Origin of the sequence: Savagea faecisuis, from assembly GCF_042675605.1 — a bacterium.
Taxonomy (GTDB): domain Bacteria; phylum Bacillota; class Bacilli; order Bacillales_A; family Planococcaceae; genus Savagea; species Savagea faecisuis.
Map to the genome: position 1 here is coordinate 180,823 of NZ_JBHTJF010000022.1, position 18,548 is coordinate 199,370.

General features: G+C 45.4%; 17 protein-coding genes and 1 other annotated feature. All 17 genes read left to right on the forward strand.

What is annotated here, in order from left to right; genetic code table 11:
* Positions 1-14: 14 nt before the first annotated feature.
* Complete coding sequence (locus ACFQ0V_RS05655; RefSeq protein ID WP_381010779.1) at positions 15-710, forward strand: YggS family pyridoxal phosphate-dependent enzyme; 696 nt, start codon at positions 15-17, stop codon at positions 708-710.
* Complete coding sequence (locus ACFQ0V_RS05660) at positions 707-1,180, forward strand: cell division protein SepF (protein WP_381010782.1); 474 nt, start codon at positions 707-709, stop codon at positions 1,178-1,180. Before ACFQ0V_RS05655 ends, ACFQ0V_RS05660 begins: the two co-directional genes overlap by 4 nt.
* 14 nt (positions 1,181-1,194) lie before the next feature.
* Positions 1,195-1,467 (forward strand): YggT family protein, encoded by a 273-nt coding sequence (locus tag ACFQ0V_RS05665; protein ID WP_381010785.1) that lies wholly within the window; start codon positions 1,195-1,197, stop codon positions 1,465-1,467.
* A gap of 19 nt (positions 1,468-1,486) precedes the next feature.
* The gene (locus tag ACFQ0V_RS05670) at positions 1,487-2,260 is read left to right on the forward strand and encodes a YlmH family RNA-binding protein (protein ID WP_381010788.1); all 774 of its coding nucleotides are present in this window, start codon (positions 1,487-1,489) and stop codon (positions 2,258-2,260) included.
* Positions 2,261-2,287: 27 nt separating this feature from the next.
* Positions 2,288-2,809 (forward strand): DivIVA domain-containing protein, encoded by a 522-nt coding sequence (locus ACFQ0V_RS05675; RefSeq protein WP_381010791.1) that lies wholly within the window; start codon positions 2,288-2,290, stop codon positions 2,807-2,809.
* A 64-nt stretch (positions 2,810-2,873) separates the two neighbouring features.
* Positions 2,874-3,095 (forward strand) — a binding site (T-box leader).
* A 45-nt stretch (positions 3,096-3,140) separates the two neighbouring features.
* Positions 3,141-5,897 (forward strand): isoleucine--tRNA ligase, encoded by a 2,757-nt coding sequence (ileS, locus tag ACFQ0V_RS05680; protein WP_381010794.1) that lies wholly within the window; start codon positions 3,141-3,143, stop codon positions 5,895-5,897.
* 109 nt (positions 5,898-6,006) lie between these two features.
* Positions 6,007-6,489, forward strand: coding sequence for a signal peptidase II (gene lspA, locus ACFQ0V_RS05685; RefSeq protein WP_381010797.1), 483 nt, complete (start codon positions 6,007-6,009; stop codon positions 6,487-6,489).
* Positions 6,486-7,397 carry an RluA family pseudouridine synthase gene (locus ACFQ0V_RS05690; protein ID WP_381010800.1) on the forward strand — a complete coding sequence of 304 codons (912 nt, stop codon included), beginning with the start codon at positions 6,486-6,488 and terminating at the stop codon, positions 7,395-7,397. The genes lspA and ACFQ0V_RS05690 overlap by 4 nt, the downstream gene beginning before the upstream one ends.
* A 207-nt stretch (positions 7,398-7,604) precedes the next feature.
* A complete protein-coding gene (gene pyrR, locus ACFQ0V_RS05695; RefSeq protein ID WP_381010803.1) occupies positions 7,605-8,144 on the forward strand; it encodes a bifunctional pyr operon transcriptional regulator/uracil phosphoribosyltransferase PyrR in 540 nt (179 codons plus the stop codon).
* Positions 8,145-8,152: 8 nt separating this feature from the next.
* Positions 8,153-9,469: a uracil-xanthine permease family protein gene (locus ACFQ0V_RS05700; protein WP_381010806.1), complete on the forward strand. Its 1,317-nt coding sequence runs from the start codon at positions 8,153-8,155 to the stop codon at positions 9,467-9,469.
* A 240-nt stretch (positions 9,470-9,709) separates the two neighbouring features.
* A complete protein-coding gene (locus tag ACFQ0V_RS05705; RefSeq protein ID WP_381010809.1) occupies positions 9,710-10,594 on the forward strand; it encodes an aspartate carbamoyltransferase catalytic subunit in 885 nt (294 codons plus the stop codon).
* Positions 10,594-11,868, forward strand: a complete 1,275-nt coding sequence (locus ACFQ0V_RS05710; RefSeq protein WP_381010812.1) for a dihydroorotase — start codon at positions 10,594-10,596, stop codon at positions 11,866-11,868. Before ACFQ0V_RS05705 ends, ACFQ0V_RS05710 begins: the two co-directional genes overlap by 1 nt.
* Before the next feature lies 1 nt (position 11,869).
* Entirely contained in the window at positions 11,870-12,970 is a 1,101-nt protein-coding gene (locus tag ACFQ0V_RS05715; RefSeq protein WP_381010815.1) for a carbamoyl phosphate synthase small subunit, read from the forward strand.
* Positions 12,963-16,157: a carbamoyl-phosphate synthase large subunit gene (carB, locus tag ACFQ0V_RS05720; RefSeq protein WP_381010818.1), complete on the forward strand. Its 3,195-nt coding sequence runs from the start codon at positions 12,963-12,965 to the stop codon at positions 16,155-16,157. The genes ACFQ0V_RS05715 and carB overlap by 8 nt, the downstream gene beginning before the upstream one ends.
* Positions 16,157-16,933 carry a dihydroorotate dehydrogenase electron transfer subunit gene (locus ACFQ0V_RS05725; protein WP_381010821.1) on the forward strand — a complete coding sequence of 259 codons (777 nt, stop codon included), beginning with the start codon at positions 16,157-16,159 and terminating at the stop codon, positions 16,931-16,933. The genes carB and ACFQ0V_RS05725 overlap by 1 nt, the downstream gene beginning before the upstream one ends.
* Positions 16,930-17,844, forward strand: a complete 915-nt coding sequence (locus ACFQ0V_RS05730) for a dihydroorotate dehydrogenase (RefSeq protein WP_381010824.1) — start codon at positions 16,930-16,932, stop codon at positions 17,842-17,844. The genes ACFQ0V_RS05725 and ACFQ0V_RS05730 overlap by 4 nt, the downstream gene beginning before the upstream one ends.
* The gene (gene pyrF, locus ACFQ0V_RS05735) at positions 17,841-18,548 is read left to right on the forward strand and encodes an orotidine-5'-phosphate decarboxylase (protein WP_381010826.1); all 708 of its coding nucleotides are present in this window, start codon (positions 17,841-17,843) and stop codon (positions 18,546-18,548) included. The genes ACFQ0V_RS05730 and pyrF overlap by 4 nt, the downstream gene beginning before the upstream one ends.

Sequence of the window (18,548 nt, forward strand, 5' to 3'; positions counted from 1 at the left end):
AGTAGTGATACATCATGAATGAACTAGACAAACGAAAACGAGAAATTGAAGAGCGGATTCAAGCCGCATGCGACCGCGCAGGACGAGAGCGTTCATCCGTTCAAGTGATTGCCGTAACAAAATCAATTTCAACAGAGCGAACAGAAGAAGTCGTCCGCGCAGGATACGTACAACTCGGTGAAAACCGTCCGGAAGGATTGATGGAAAAAGGAAGTCATTTTCCGGAACAATCAGTCGAATGGCACTTCATCGGGAACGTGCAAAGTCGCCGTGTGAAAGATATTCTTCCTCACGCTCAAGTGATTCACTCTTTGCAAACGATGTCTGTAGCGAAACAGATTGAAAACCGTGCTGAACGAGTGATTGATTGTTTCGTACAAGTGAATACATCTGAAGAAGATTCGAAGTCAGGTCTCGCGATTGACGAAGTGAAGCCGTTTATCGAACAATTGCAAAGCTTTGAACGTTTACGCGTAGTCGGTTTAATGACGATGGCACCATTTACAGAAGATGAGGCGATCATTCGCCAAACTTTCCGTACACTTGCAACATTGCAACGAGAAATTGAAGCTTTACAACTACAACATGCGCCTTGCCACTTTTTGTCGATGGGAATGTCAAATGATTTCGAGATTGCGATTGAGGAAGGAGCAACTCACATACGAATCGGTACAGCATTAGTCGGTTCAGAAAGCGGGGGATCATTATGAGTTTAAAGCAAAAGATTGAGAAATGGTTTTATTTAGAAGATGAAGAAGAGTACGAAGAAATGAAACAACCGACAGCGCGCGAACAAATTCACGCAGTACGACAAGAGCGCCCAGTCGAGCAAGCGAGGCAAAAAGTGACGAAGCCAACACAACAAAATCAACAGTCGAAACAACAGAAGCCGAATCTCGTCAGCATCGAAAGTGCGAAAAAGACGGCGGAAGTATTTTTAACAGAGCCACGTGTATATGCAGAAGCACAAGAAATTGCTGATCAATTGTTACAAAAGAAAGCAGTCATCGTCAACTTACAAAGAATTGACCGTGAGCAAGCATTGCGCATCGTTGACTTCTTAAGTGGGACGGTCTATTCGTTGAACGGAGACATTCAACGCGTCGGCACAGACATTTTCTTATGCACACCTGAAAATGTGGAAGTCGGCGGAGAAATTACAGATTATATAGAATGGTAAATTGAGGTGTCAACATGCAAACAATAGCCAATATCATCGGTATGGCTTTTCAAATTTATTTTTTCCTCATTATCATTTACGTGTTAATGAGTTGGATTCCAGGACTTCGAGAATCATCATTCGGAGCATTCGTAGAGAAAGTGGTCGAGCCGTATTTAGGTATTTTCCGTTCGATTATTCCACCACTCGGAATGATTGATTTTTCACCGATTATCGCATTGTTAGCGCTGAACTTAATTCAATCGGGTGTTTATACAGTCCTCAATTGGATTAATGCAATGCTTTAATGCATAAAGGAGAAGAGCGATGGAACAGTTGTTGCAACACTTTAGAGAGAGTGAAAAGGCATTTGTAGAAGAATGTCACAATTGGGCGAATGAAGTAGATGAGCAATACATTCCGAAATTGACGTCCTTTTTGAATCCACGAGAGCGCTACATTTTAAAGACAATCGTCGCACAGCGCGGCTTGCTTTATGCGAGCGAAGGTGGATTTGAAGGGGCGGAAAACAAACGTGTGCTCATTTATCCGAGCTATCATGAACCGACAGAAGAAGATTTTGAAATCGTCGTTTTTGAACTGAGATACCCTACGAAATTCGTCCAATTAACACATCGTGAAGTGTACGGTGCGCTCATGAATAGCGGCATCGACCGGACGCGTTTCGGGGATATCGTCTTTCAAGGAGAACGTGTTCAACTAGCTGTCGTATCAGATTTACAAACATTTTTCAAATTGAACTTTACGGAAGTCGGTCGCACGAAAGTGTTGTTGGAACTTGCGGAAAAACCGTATCTCGTGAACAAACGGACGTTGGAAGAACGATTAATTTTCGTCTCCTCTTTACGTTTAGATGCGATCGTTTCTGAAGTAGCGAACATTTCAAGACAGCGTGCTTCGAAATTGATTCAAGGTGAAAAAGTGAAGTTGAATTGGACGGTGACGACGAACAATGCACAAACTGTGCAACTGGAAGATATGATTTCCATTCGTCAACATGGAAGGTTTTACGTTCTACGTTTAGAAGGCACGACGAAAAAAGACAATATTCGTCTAATCGTCGGCAAGCTCATCGATTGAACAAAAAATAAGAGGCGGTGAAGGAACATGGCATTAACTCCACTAGACATACATAATAAAGCATTTAGTAAAGTGTTTAGAGGGTACGACGAAGATGAAGTGAACGAGTTTTTAGAGCAAGTAATGCGCGACTATGAAGCGATTATCGAAGAAAATAAACAGTTGAAAAAACAACTGAACGATCAAGGAGAACGCGTTTCGCATTTCAGCACATTAGAAGAAACGTTACAACGCTCGATTATCGTAGCGCAAGAAGCAGCGGAAGATGTGCGTCATAACGCGACACAAGAAGCGAAGCTCATCGTGAAAGAAGCTGAAAAAAATGCAGATCGTATCATTAACGACGCTCTTGCAAAATCACGTGCAATTACAATTGAGATTGGCGATTTACAAAAGCAATCGAAAGTGTTTCGCAACCGTTTGCGCCTTCTCGTAGAAGCGCAACTCGAAATGCTTCGTACGGAAGATTGGGATGCTTTATTGACAGACGACCCGATCGAGGACGAAGAAATCGCAGAAGCTTACGAATCTAAACCCGAAGAAGAATAAAGTGGAACAGTTCTTGTCAATGAGAAAAGAATTGTGTATAATCAACGATATTCAAGAAAAGAATAGTAAGATGAAGATAGAGCGAGTAATTGAAGCGCTTAGTGCTTAGCGAGTTAAGGATAGTGGGAGCTTAACGACTAAACTTCGATGAAAATCACTCTGGAGTTAAGTAGTTCGAATCGATTAGACTACTTCGTAGACGCTGCGTTAAAGCGACTGAAGCGGTACGTCTTTTATTTGAAAGATGTGCAATTAGGGTGGTAACGCGATACACTTCGTCCCTTCCATAGGGGGCGGAGTTTTTTTATTTTCAAAAAAGGAGAGAATTAATGTGGAATATAAAGATACGTTATTAATGCCAAAAACAGCGTTTCCGATGCGCGGGAATTTACCGAATCGTGAACCAGAAATGCAGAAAAAATGGGAAGAATTAGACATTTACAAACTCGTACAAGAACGTACGAAAGATCGTCCGATGTTCGTTTTACACGACGGACCACCATTCGCAAACGGTGACCTCCATATGGGACACGCATTGAACCGCGTATTAAAAGATATGATCGTCCGTCATAAATCGATGACAGGATACAATGCACCATTCGTTCCAGGTTGGGATACGCACGGTTTGCCAATCGAACAAGTCCTTTCTAACAAAGGGGTAAAACGTAAAGAAATGTCGATCGTTGAATATCGTCAAATGTGTGAAGATTATGCTTACACGCAAATCGATAAACAACGTACGCAATCGAAACGTCTCGGCGTTCGTGGCGATTGGGAAAACCCATACATTACGTTGAAGCCAGAATTCGAATCACACCAAATTAAAGTATTCGGTAAAATGGCAGAAAAAGGCTATATTTACAAAGGATTAAAACCGGTTTACTGGTCACCTTCAAGTGAATCAGCGCTCGCTGAAGCGGAAATTGAATACCAAGATAAGCGCTCACCATCGATTTACGTTAGCTTCCCAGTGAAAGACGGAAAAGGTGTGCTCGATACAGATGTAAACTTCCTCATTTGGACGACGACACCTTGGACGATTCCAGCGAACCTCGGAATTTCAGTACATCCTGATTTCGATTACGCAGTCGTACAAGCGAATGACAAAAAATTCGTCATCGCAAAAGATTTAGTCGAAACTGTTGCGACAGAAATCGGTTGGGAATCGTATGAAATCGTTCAAGAGATGAAAGGGGCAGACCTCGATCGTCTCGTTGCGACACATCCATTGTACGAGCGTGATTCACTCATTATGAACGGAGACCACGTAACAGCAGATGGCGGTACAGGTTGTGTTCATACTGCACCTGGACACGGGGAAGATGACTACTACATCGGTCAAAGCTACGGTTTAGACGTTCTGTCACCAGTTGACGGACGCGGTGTGATGACGGAAGAAGCACCGATGTTTGAAGGATTATTTTATGATGATGCGAATAAAGCAGTCACTGAAAAATTAACAGAAGTTGGCGCTTTAGAGCATATGAACTTCATCACTCACTCGTACCCACACGACTGGCGTACGAAAAAACCGGTTATGTACCGTGCGACACCGCAATGGTTCGCTTCAATCGACAAGTTCCGTGACGAATTGTTACAAGCGATTCGCGAAACGAACTTCACACCAGCATGGGGTGAAACTCGTCTTTACAACATGGTTCGTGACCGTGGAGACTGGGTCATTTCACGTCAACGTGCGTGGGGTGTGCCACTTCCTATTTTCTACGCAGAAGACGGGGAAGCGATCATCACGCCAGAAACGATCGACCACGTATCGAACTTGTTCCGCGAACACGGTTCAAACGTTTGGTTCGAGCGTGAAGCGAAAGATTTATTGCCAGAAGGCTTTACACATCCAGGTAGCCCGAACGGCGAATTTACGAAAGAGAACGACATTATGGACGTTTGGTTCGACTCAGGTTCTTCTCACCAAGGAGTGCTCGTAGAACGCGACGATCTTCAATACCCTGCAGACCTTTACTTAGAAGGTTCTGACCAATATCGTGGATGGTTTAACTCATCGCTGACGACAAGTGTTGCAATTAACGGCATCGCTCCGTACAAAGGCATTTTAAGCCACGGATTTACACTTGACGGCGAAGGTCGCAAAATGAGTAAATCACTCGGTAACACGATCGACCCAGTGAAAGTAATGAATCAAATGGGTGCTGATATTTTACGTTTATGGGCATCATCTGTCGACTATACAGCAGACGTGCGCGTAAGTGATTCAAACTTTAAACAAGTGTCTGAAGTGTACCGTAAAATCCGTAACACATTCCGTTTCTTACACGGAAACGTCGCGGACTACAATCCAGAAACAGATCGCGTTGCATATGAAAACTTGAGCCCGATTGACCAATATATGCTTGTGCGTTTAAACGAAGTCATTCAGTCGGTTCGTACGGCGTATGAGCGTTATGAATTTGCGACAGTATACCATGAAGTGAATAACTTCTGTACAGGTGACTTAAGCTCGTTCTATTTAGACTTAGCGAAAGATATCGTCTACATCGAACGTGAAGACGACCCAGCACGTCGTGCGATGCAGACGGTGATGTATGACACACTCGTCACACTCGTTCAATTGTTAGCACCAATCTTGCCACATACGACAGACGAAATGTGGGCACACTTAACGTATGAAAACGAAAAAGCGGTGAGCGTTCAATTGACAGATATGCCAGAAGCAGAAGATTTTGGCGATGCAGGTAAAGCATTAGTCGAACGTTTCGACCAATTGCTCGACGTGCGTGATGACGTCTTAAAAGCGTTAGAAGAAGCGCGTAATGCGAAAGTGATCGGAAAATCACTCGAAGCGAAAGCGACGATTGCTTTACCGGAAGAACTCGCACCGTTATTCGAAGCGACAGATCTCGACTTCGCTCAATTTTTCATCGTCTCTGATTTCGAACTCGTCGCATGGGATGCGCTAGACAAAGCGTATGATGTAGCGAAAGTTCAAATTACAGCAGCAGAAGGCGAAAAATGTGCACGTTGTTGGTCCGTGCGTCAAGATGTCGGCACAGATGCTCAGCATCCAGAAATTTGTGGACGTTGTGCGGAAGTTGTTTCGACACTCGCTTAATCGATTTTATTTTGAAAGACAAGTTGAAGAATAGCTCCTTCAGCTTGTCTTTTTTTATTCAAACTATGGTACACTAACTGACGATACTGTTACGTTCGGAGGGTATGAAATGCGCACAATTGCATATTATGTTATTGCTTTAATCGTCATCATTGCCGATCAATGGTCAAAACGACTCGTCGTCCAACAAATGGAAATCGGAGAACGAATTGAAGTCATTCCAGGTTACGTTTCGATTTTATCGCATCGAAATAGCGGCGCAGCTTGGGGAATGTTAGAAGGGAAAATGGCATTTTTCTACGTCGTCACTATTTTTGTCGTCGGCGGATTACTGTATTATTTTTATAAAGAAGCGAAACACGATACACTATTATCGGTAGCGATCATGTTGTTAGTCGGGGGAGCGATTGGAAACTTTATCGACCGCGTCTTGTATCAACATGTCGTCGATTTTATTAGTGTTTGGATTCCTGTCATCGATTACAATTTCCCGATATTTAATATCGCGGATGCCGCATTGACGATCGGTGTTATTTTATTAATTATTCATATGTTATTTGAAGAGAAACTGAAAAGTAAGGTGAAATCATGAGAACAGAACGCATTATCATTACAGAAGACCAAAAGAAACAACGTCTCGATAAAATTATCCCGACACTTTTCCCAGAATGGTCACGCACTCAAGTGCAGGACTGGATTAAGGAAGGGCATATCGTCGTGAACGATGCCGTAGTGAAAGCGAATTATAAAGTAAGTGAAGACGATGTCGTCATCATTACAGAGCCAGAAGCGGTTCCGCTCGATGTCGTCGCAGAAGATTTAAATTTAGATATCGTCTACGAAGATGAGCATATTGCGGTCGTCAATAAACCACGCGGTATGGTCGTCCATCCGTCAGCAGGGCATTATTCAGGAACGCTCGTCAACGGGCTCATGTATGCCATTCACGATTTATCAGGCATTAACGGTGTGCTTCGTCCAGGAATCGTTCACCGCCTCGATAAAGATACGTCGGGCTTGCTCGTCGTCGCCAAACATGACGAAGCGCACGTCAACCTCGTCAATCAACTCGTCGAACGTACGGTGAAGCGTCAATACGTCGCCCTCGTTCACGGACATATTCCGCACCCGAAAGGAACGATCGAAGCACCAATCGGCCGTGATACGCGCGATCGTCAAAAAATGACAGTCATCGGAACAGGGAAAGAAGCGACGACACATTTCACAGTGTTAGAACAAATCGGTGGCAAATATACGCTCGTCCAATGTGAACTCGTCACAGGACGCACGCACCAAATTCGTGTCCATATGCAATATATCGGCTATCCACTCGTCGGGGACCCGAAATACGGACAGAAAAAAACGCTCGACTTCGGCGGACAAGTACTACATGCCCAAACGCTCGGCTTAACGCATCCGATGACAGGCGAATATATGGAATGGACAGCACCACTTCCAGCAGATTATGAACAATTGCTAACAGAGTTACGCGAATCTTAATTTGTTATTGACATATAACGAGAGTTCGCTATACTAGAGTAAGCAAATTAAATAAGAGCACCTTTAAGAACAGTCCAGAGAGGCTGGGAAGGTAAACGTCATACTGTAGAGGGATTACTCTACTCTATTTCACTACGCATTTTTATGCCCTTTCCGAGGTTTTTCTTGGAGAGGGCTTTTATTTTGGATAAAAAAGGAGGGTTCTTCATGACAGAAAAAGCAGTCATTTTGGACGAACAAGCGATTGAACGTGCGTTGACGCGCATCGCTCATGAAATTATCGAACGCAATAAAGGAGTCGACCGTTGCATTCTCGTCGGCATTAAAACGAGAGGGGCATTTCTCGCGAAGCGCTTGAGCGAACGCATCGAAACGATTGAACAAGAACAAGTGGCGATAGGAGAACTTGACATCACCTTATATCGCGACGATCTTCAGAAAAAAACAGTCGACGGCGAACCGTCTGTCAACGAAGTGAATATCGAACAAAATGTAGAGGACAAAATCGTCATTTTAGTCGATGATGTGTTATTTACAGGACGTACAGTGCGCGCAGCGATGGATGCGATTATGGATATCGGCAGACCGAGCGCCATTCAACTTGCCGTCCTCGTCGACCGAGGTCATCGTGAGCTACCGATTCGACCAGACTTTATCGGAAAAAACATTCCGACGTCGAGCGAAGAACGCGTCGTCGTCAAACTACAAGAAGAAGATGGCGAAAATAGCGTCGTCATTCATAAGTGAGGTGCCCTATGGCGGAAAAAGCAGTGTTAGACATTCAAGATAAGCCCGATCCACTACGTTGGATTGTACTCAGTTTACAGCATATGTTTGCGATGTTCGGTGCGACGATTTTAGTGCCGACACTCGTCGGATTAAGCCCAGCGATGGCTTTGCTTACGAGCGGTATCGCAACATTCATTTTCGTCATCGTGACGCGCTTCCAAGTACCTGCTTACTTAGGTTCAAGTTTCGCCTTCATCGCTCCGATCATTATGATTCGCGAAGGTGGCGGAACAGACGGAGACATTATGATTGGGATTATCGCAGTATCCTTCGTTTATTCAATCGTCTCTCTCATCATTTGGAAGACGGGACACCGTTGGATCATGCGTCTTTTACCACCGATTGTCGTCGGACCAGTCATCGTCGTCATCGGACTCGGACTTGCGCCGACAGCGATCGACATGGCGAGCATGGTTCCTGTATTCGACGAACTCGGCAATCAAATCGGTTCAGAATACAGTTTGAAACATTTAACTGCAGCGGGTGTAACGCTTTTAACAGCGGTCATCGTCCTCATGTTTTTCAAAGGGCTCATTAGTTTAATGCCTGTCATCGTCGGTATCGTCGTCGGGTACATTTACTCGCTCGCGATCGGCATCGTCGATTTCGACCCAGTATTACAAGCGAAAGTATTCGCTATGCCAGAATTTATTTTCCCGGTCATTCATTACGATGTGAACATTTCACTCATGGCGTTATCGCTCATGATTCCGGTCGTGCTCGTCACGATTTCAGAACATATCGGGCACCAACTCGTTTTAGGACGCGTCGTCAATCGCAACTATCTCGAAAATCCAGGACTTCACCGCTCACTGCTTGGGGACGGCCTCGGAACACTCATTAGTGGATTGATGGGCGGACCGCCAAAAACGACGTACGGTGAAAATATCGGAGTGCTCGCAATGACGCGTGTGTACAGTGTGTACGTCATTTTAGGAGCAGCGACATTCGCAATCATCTTCGCCTTCTTAGGAAAAGTGATGGCGTTGATCGGAACGATTCCGACCGCTGTTCTTGGCGGTGTATCGATTTTACTTTTCGGTATGATCGCAGCATCTGGTTTACGCATGCTCGTCGAACATCAAATCGATTTCGACAGTCAACGTAACTTAGTCATCGCATCAGTCATTCTCGTCATCGGAATAGGTGGCGCGACATTGAAATTTATCGTCCCGGTATTAAACGTTCCGTTTGAACTCGGAGGAATGGCACTCGCGGCGATTGTCGGGGTATTGCTCAACCTCATTTTGCCTGGACGACCGAAAGAATTAATAGAAAAATAACCTTTTTAATTTCGTTCAGAGAGACGGGGAAAGGGATTTGCACGATAGCCTATTTGAAGTAGGTGTAGTTTCGTATGCAAAAGAACCTTTTCCCGAATTGGCGAAAAGGTTCTTTTTTCATAATATGAACCGCATGAACGGCGGGGATCGCTTGGTTAAAAAAGTACGCATTGCTTGTTCCCAAGAATGTTAGCATCCGCTAACGGTTCAAAAAATCGTACAATAAAGGAGACGACTACGATGGAACATATCGTCAATATGAAAAGTTTAACGACAGAAGAAATGATGAAAATTATCGAACTCGCACGTGAAATGAAGGCGGACGGCATTCGTAAATTAGACCGCACGTATTATGTGAGCAATTTATTTTTCGAGCCGAGCACGCGCACGAAATCGAGTTTCGAAATGGCCGAACGTCGCTTAGGAATGGAAGTTATCCCATTCGCTCCTGAATCATCGAGCACGTTAAAAGGTGAAACATTGTACGATACGGTGAAAACATTTGAAGCGATCGGTCTCGACCTCGTCGTCGTGCGCCATCCGCGTGATAAATATTACGAGCAGCTCGTCGACCATATGGACATTCCGCTCATTAATGGAGGAGACGGATCTGGCCAACATCCGACACAATCATTACTAGATATTTTCACAATCTACGAACATTTCGGTAAATTTGAAGGATTAAATGTTACAATTGCAGGAGACATCTCTCACAGTCGTGTCGCAAAATCGAATGCCGAATCGCTCAAGCGACTAGGCGCGAACGTCACATTTGTCTGCCCAGATGAATGGGCAGGAGAGTTTGACTATACGACAGACTTAGATGCTCAAATCGAAAACTGTGACGTGCTCATGTTGTTACGTGTTCAACACGAACGCCATGACGGAGAGGGACTTGCGTTTTCAAAATGGGAATATCATCGCCAGTTCGGCTTGACGCTAGAACGAGCGGAGCGCTTGCAAGCACACGCGATCATCATGCATCCAGCACCTGTCAATCGCGGGGTTGAAATTGCAGATGAACTCATTGAAAGTCCGAAGTCAAAAATTTTAACACAAGTGGAAAACGGCGTGTACGTACGCGCTGCTATTATAAAGTTATTACTTAAAGGGAGGAACGAATAATGAGCTTACTTATTCAAAATGTCAACGTATTAAATGGAAACAACGAGTTAATTGAAACGGATGTATTCGTGGAAAATGGAGTCGTTGAGGCGATCGGAAAAGACTTACGAGTCGAAGCAGACCGCACAGTAGATGGTGGAGGAAAATTACTATCTCCTGGATTTATCGACATTCACGTTCATTTACGCGAACCTGGTGGCGAGCATAAAGAAACGATTGAAACAGGAACGCACGCAGCAGCAAAAGGCGGTTTCACGACAGTATGTGCGATGCCGAATACGCGCCCTGTACCCGACACGAAAGAAAATTTAACACTCGTCAATGAATTGATTGAAAAGAACGCTCGCATTCGTGTACTTCCTTACGCATCGATCACGATTCGTGAAGCAGGAAAAGAATTAACGAACTTCAAAGAGTTAAAAGAACACGGCGCATTCGCATTTACAGACGATGGCGTCGGCGTCCAATCAGCAGGGATGATGTACGAAGCGATGCAACAAGCGGCTGAACTCGACATGGCTGTCGTCGCACACTGTGAAGATAACTCACTCATTTACGGCGGAGCGATGCACGAAGGTGAGAAGAGTAAAGAGATGGGCATTAAAGGGATTCCATCGATTTGTGAAGCGGTACAAATTGCGCGCGACGTCTTACTTGCAGAAGCAGCAGGTGCACATTATCACGTTTGTCACGTCAGCACGAAAGAATCGGTGCGCGCGATTCGTGAAGCGAAAGCAGCAGGCATTCACGTAACAGCAGAAGTGACACCACACCACTTACTGTTAATCGATGAAGACATTCCAGGAGACGACGCAAACTGGAAAATGAACCCACCATTACGCGGACAAGAAGACTTAGAAGCGTTACTCGAAGGATTGGAAGACGGTACGATCGACTTTATCGCAACAGACCATGCGCCGCATACAGACGAAGAGAAAGCAGTCGGATTCGCGACAGCGCCATTCGGCATTACAGGATTCGAAACAGCATTCCCATTACTTTATACGAAACACGTACAATCAGGACGTTGGACGACACAACAACTCGTCGACTGGTTGACGAAAAAGCCAGCAGACGTGTTCAACTTACCGTACGGACGTTTAGAAGTAGGCGGCGTTGCAGACTTAACATTAATCGACTTAGAACAAGAACGAGCAATCGATAAAACAACATTCGTTTCAAAAGGGAAAAATACACCGTTCAACGGTTGGAACTGTGCAGGATGGCCAGTGATGACTGTATTCGAAGGTGAAGTTGTTTGGGAGGAGAACTAATATGATAACACGTTATTTAATTTTAGAAGACGGTACAATTTTTGAAGGTCGCGCATTCGGTTCAAACGAAGCATCAGTCGGTCACGTCGTATTTGCGACAGGAATGACAGGCTACCAAGAGACGATTTCAAACCCATCATCAGCAGGTCAAATGATCGTTATGACGTATCCAGCAATCGGAAACTACGGTATTAACCGCGACGATTACGAATCGATCGAACCGGCATTAAACGGTTTAATCGCTCGCGAATATTGCGACGAGCCTTCAAACTTCCGCAGCGGCATGTCACTCGGGAAATTGCTCGAATTAAAAGGCATTCCAGGCATCGACGAAATTGATACACGTCATTTAACGCTCCATTTACGCGACAACGGTACGTTGCGCGGCATGATTACAGAAGCGGGTGCGACACTCGATGAAGCGAAAGCTCTCGCAACATTGAAAGAGTACGAAGCACCGACGAATTTAGTCGCAAGCGTATCGACACAAAAAGCATACCCGAGCCCAGGCTTAGGTGAGCGTGTCGTCTTAATCGACTACGGTATGAAACACGGCATTTTACGTGAATTAAATAAACGTGACTGCGACGTCATCGTCGTGCCACACGATACAGATGTTGAAACGATCGCATCATTATTCCCAGACGGTATTTTATTATCGAACGGTCCAGGAAATCCAGAACATTTACAACAACAAATTGAAACGATTCAATCATTGCTCGGGAAATATCCGATTTTCGGAATCGGTCTCGGCCATCAATTACTCGCGCTCGCAACAGGAGCAAAAGTACAAAAGATGAAACACGGTCGCTACGGCAGCAACCACCCAGTGAAAAACTTAAAAACGAATCGTACAGAATTAACATCACAATGTCATGGATATGAAATTGTACGCGAATCACTCGAAGGTACAGGGATGGAAGTGACGCACGTGGCGTTAAACGATGAATCGGTTCAAGGAATCGCAGATGAGTCACGCCATGCGTTTTCCGTACAATTCCACCCAGAAGGATCACCAGGTCCAATCGATGCAGTCGGATTGTTCGACGATTTTATTCAAGCGATTAAAGCGGTAAGAAGAAAGGGGTCTCACAATGCCTAAACGTACAGATATTGAAACTATTTTAGTAATCGGATCAGGTCCGATCGTCATCGGTCAAGCAGCAGAATTTGACTACGCGGGAACACAAGCATGTGTCGCTTTAAAAGAAGAAGGATACAAAGTTATTTTAATTAACTCGAACCCAGCGACAATTATGACAGATACAGAAATTGCGGACAAAGTGTACATCGAACCGATCACACTCGACTTTGTCAGCCGCATTATCCGTAAAGAACGCCCGGATGCACTCCTCCCAACACTCGGTGGACAGACGGGATTAAACATGGCGATTGAACTTGAAGAATCAGGGATTTTAAAAGAGTTAAATGTTGAAATTTTAGGTACGAAATTAGATGCGATTCACCAAGCGGAAGACCGCGATTTATTCCGTACATTAATGAACGACTTAGGCGAACCTGTTCCTGAAAGTGACATCATTCACAACATGGAAGAAGCGCGCAACTTCGTTGAACGCATCGGTTATCCAGTAATCGTTCGTCCTGCTTTCACGCTCGGTGGAACAGGTGGCGGAATTTGTTACAACGATGATGACTTAGAAGAATTCGTAACGAGCGGATTAAAATATAGCCCAGTGACACAATGTTTACTCGAAAAATCAATCGCTGGATTTAAAGAAATTGAATACGAAGTGATGCGTGACTCAGCGGATAACGCGATCGTCGTCTGTAATATGGAAAACGTTGACGCAGTCGGTATTCATACAGGAGACTCGATCGTAGCGGCACCGAGCCAAACGATGACAGACCGCGAATACCAAATGCTTCGTAACGTGTCATTAAAAATCATTCGCGCACTCGGAATCGAAGGTGGATGTAACGTTCAAATGGCGCTTGATCCGAACAGCTTTGACTATTACATTATCGAAGTGAACCCACGTGTTTCACGTTCATCTGCACTCGCTTCAAAAGCGACAGGTTACCCGATTGCGAAACTCGCAGCGAAAATTGCGGTCGGCTTAACATTGGATGAAATGTTGAACCCGGTAACAGGAACGACGTACGCATGTTTCGAACCGTCACTCGATTATGTCGTGACAAAAATTCCACGCTGGCCATTCGATAAATTCGAATCAGCGAAACGTAACTTAGGTACACAAATGAAAGCGACGGGTGAAGTAATGGCTGTCGGACGCACATTTGAAGAATCGATTTTAAAAGCGGTCCGTTCACTCGAAACAGGTCAATTCGACTTATCACTTGAAGGTGGAGACGAAATGACAGACGAGTGGATTGAAAAGCGTATTCGTCGCGCAGGAGATGAGCGTCTCTTCTTCATCGGAGAAGCGTTGCGTCGCGGCGTATCGATCGAAACACTTCATGAGTGGAGCATGATCGACTTACACTTCTTACGCAAATTCGAAAACATCGTGAAATTTGAAGAAGTAGCAAAAGCGAATCCATTCGACGAAGAAGTCGCGTACAAAGCGAAACGTATGGGATTTGCGGACGTTGCACTCGCAAAATATTGGAATACAGACGAGCGCACAGTATACAACTGGCGTAAAGAACGCAACATGTTCCCAGTTTACAAAAAGGTCGACACATGTGCGGGAGAGTACGAATCAAAAACACCATACTTCTACGGAACGTATGAAAAACATAATGAATCGATTAAATCAGATAAGAAAAGCATCGTCGTACTCGGTTCAGGTCCAATCCGTATCGGACAAGGGGTTGAATTCGACTATGCGACAGTTCACTCAGTATGGGCGATTCAACAAGCAGGCTACGAAGCAATCATCGTCAACAACAACCCTGAAACGGTATCGACAGACTTCTCGATTTCTGACAAGTTATACTTCGAACCGTTAACAGTAGAAGACGTGATGCACATTATCGAACTCGAACAACCAGAAGGAGTCGTCGTTCAATTCGGTGGTCAAACAGCGATCAACCTCGCAGCTGAGTTGGAAGCGCGCGGCGTGAAAATTATCGGAACAGCACTCGAAGATATCGACCGTGCAGAAAACCGTGACAAATTCGAAGCGGCCCTTCGCGAAATTGGCATTCCACAACCGCTTGGTAAAACAGCGATGAGCGTACCGGAAGCTGTCGAGATCGCACGCGAAATCGGCTATCCTGTACTCGTTCGTCCGTCATACGTACTCGGTGGTCGTGCGATGGAAATCGTCTACGAAGAACCTGAATTATTGCATTACATGAAACACGCTGTAAAAGCGAGCCCAGAACACCCAGTATTGATCGACCGTTACTTAACAGGAACGGAAATCGAAGTCGATGCGATTTGTGACGGCGAAAATGTTTTAATTCCAGGAATTATGGAACATATCGAGCGCGCGGGCGTTCACTCAGGTGACTCGATTGCGGTATATCCACCACAAAACTTATCCGCATCGATGATCGAAACGATTGCAGACTATACGACACGTCTCGCACTCGGATTGAAAATTCGCGGATTGTTGAACATCCAATTCGTCATTAGCGAAAAACAAGTGTACGTCATCGAAGTGAACCCACGTTCAAGCCGTACTGTACCGTTCTTAAGTAAAATTACGAACATTCCGATGGCGAACGTAGCGACGAAAGCGATTCTCGGTGAATCGATCGTAGAACAAGGTTACCCGACAGGCCTTGCGACACCACCAGCAGGCGTATACGTAAAAGTACCGGTGTTCTCATTCGCAAAACTTCGCCGTGTCGACATTACACTCGGTCCTGAAATGAAATCAACTGGGGAAGTAATGGGGAAAGATACGACAGTCGAAAAAGCTCTTTACAAAGGACTCGTCGCAAGCGGTATGGAAATTAAAGAATACGGTTCAGTATTAATGACCGTTTCAGATAAAGATAAGCAAGAAATGTTAGGACTTGCACGTCGTTTCAAAAACATCGGTTACCACATTTTAGCGACAGCAGGAACGGCAGAAGTGTTGAAAGCAGAAGGAATTGACGTAGAAATCGTCAACAAAATCGGTGAAGAAGGACGCACATTGCTCGACGTCATTCAAAACGGTGAAGCGCAACTCGTCATTAACACATTGACGAAAGGAAAACAGCCAGAGCGCGACGGCTTCCGCATTCGTCGTGAATCGGTTGAAAACGGCGTACCTTGCTTAACGTCAATCGATACAGCAGATGCAACATTGCGCGTCATCGAATCGATGACATTCGAAACGGAGCCAATGCCAAAACAGGAGGAAGCGTAATGATTATTCAAGATCGTATGGAAATTGTCGAACATAAACAGATCGCACGTGCGATTTTTGAGTTGACATTGCGCGGCAAATTGACAGGGGAAATCACTTCCCCTGGACAATTCGTCCACGTTCGTGTGTCAGATTCATTCGATCCGTTGCTTCGCCGCCCGATTTCTATCGCGAAAGTAGATCGCGACAAGCAAGAAATTACATTGCTTTACCGTGCGGACGGACACGGAACAGGCGTATTATCGAAACGCATCACTGGCGATACGGTAGACGTTCTCGGACCACTCGGAAACGGCTTCCCAATCGAAGCGACAGAAGCGGGAGAAACCGCTTATTTAATCGGAGGCGGAATCGGTGTGCCACCGCTTTACGAGTTATCGCGTCAATTGACAGCGAAAGGCGTAAAATGCGTCCACATTCTCGGATTTGAATCAGAAGATGTCGTCTTTTATCAAGAACAGTTTGCGGCGCTAGGCGATACGCATATCGCGACAGTCGATGGAACAGAAGGGACGAAAGGTTTCGTCACGCATGTGATGGACAAACTCCCGACGGACTTTGCGACATTTTACACGTGCGGCCCGATGCCGATGTTAAAAGCGGTGCAACAAGCATATGCGGATAAAAAAGGTTACGTTTCATTCGAAGAAAGAATGGGTTGCGGAATTGGAGCTTGTTTCGCATGTGTATGTGAAACGAAAGACCAGTCCGAACGAAGCTATGTAAAAATTTGTTCAGATGGACCAGTATTTGAAGCGGGGGTTGTATCGATATGAGTCGTTTAGCGATGGAATTGCCAGGATTACAATTAAAAAACCCAATCATGCCAGCATCGGGATGTTTCGGTTTCGGTAAAGAATTCGGAGGCTTGTATGACTTATCTCAGCTCGGCGCGATCATGATTAAAGCGACGACGGAAGAAACGCGTTACGGCAACCCGACACCACGCGTAGCGGAAACAGCATCCGGTATGTTGAACGCGATCGGCCTTCAAAACCCAGGTCTTGAAAAAGTGATGGCGGAAGAATTGCCATGGTTAGAGCGTTATGACGTGCCGATTATCGCGAACGTAGCAGGAAGCGAAACGGCGGACTATGTGGCAGTAGCGAAAGCTATTTCAACAGCGCCGAACGTGCACGCATTAGAATTAAACATTTCATGCCCGAACGTCAAATGCGGAGGCATTCAATTCGGAACAGACCCTGACACAGCGCGTGAATTGACAGCGGCAGTGAAAGAAGTATCATCTGTTCCTGTTTATGTGAAATTATCGCCGAACGTGACGAGCATCGTCGACATGGCGAAAGCGGTAGAAGCGGGGGGCGCAGATGGGATTACGATGATCAACACGTTAATCGGGATGCGTCTCGATGCGAAAACAGGACGTCCAATCATTGCGAACCGAACAGGTGGCCTTTCAGGTCCAGCGGTGAAGCCTGTCGCAATCCGCATGGTGGCGGAAGTGAGTCAAGCGACGAACTTACCGATCATCGGAATGGGCGGAGTGACGAACGCGCAAGACGTCGTCGACTTTTTAAGCGTCGGTGCGAGCGCAGTCGCAGTCGGAACAGCGAACTTCGTCGACCCATTCGTCTGTCCGAACATCATTAACAGTTTAGAAGAAAAACTTGATGAACTCGGTGTCGACCACATTTCAGAATTGATTGGAAGGAGCCACCGACTATGACAGACTTACCATTTATCGCCCTCGATTTCCCGACAGGAGAAGAAGCGTTACGCTTTTTACAACCGTTCGAAGGAAAAGCGAATGTCAAAGTAGGGATGGAACTTTTTTATAAAGAAGGACCTGCGATTTTACGCGAATTAAAAGAGCGAGGATACGGCATTTTTCTCGATTTAAAATTGCACGATATTCCAAATACAGTAAAATCAGCGATGAAAATTTTAGCGCAGTATGAAGTTGAGCTCGTCAACGTTCACGCAGCAGGCGGTGTGCGCATGATGGAAGCGGCTCTCGAAGGATTAGAAGAAGGAACACCTGCAGGGAAGACGCGTCCACGCATTATCGCCGTAACGCAACTAACATCGACGGATGAAGCGAGCATGCGAGCGGATCAACTCATTGAACAGTCACTCGAACAATCGGTCGTCCACTACGCGAAAAAAGCGCAAGAAGCAGGATTGGACGGCGTCGTCTGTTCAGTGCTCGAAGCGAAAATGATTGAAGAAGCGTGCGGCAAAGACTTTTTAAAAGTGACGCCAGGCATCCGTATGGCAAGCGGTGAAACGCACGACCAAAAGCGTGTCGCGACACCACAATTCGCACGCGAAAACGGTTCGACACATATCGTCGTCGGCCGTGCGATAACACAAGCGGCTGATGCGGTGAAAGCACACGCTGAAGTGAATGCATTATGGAAGGGGCAGTAA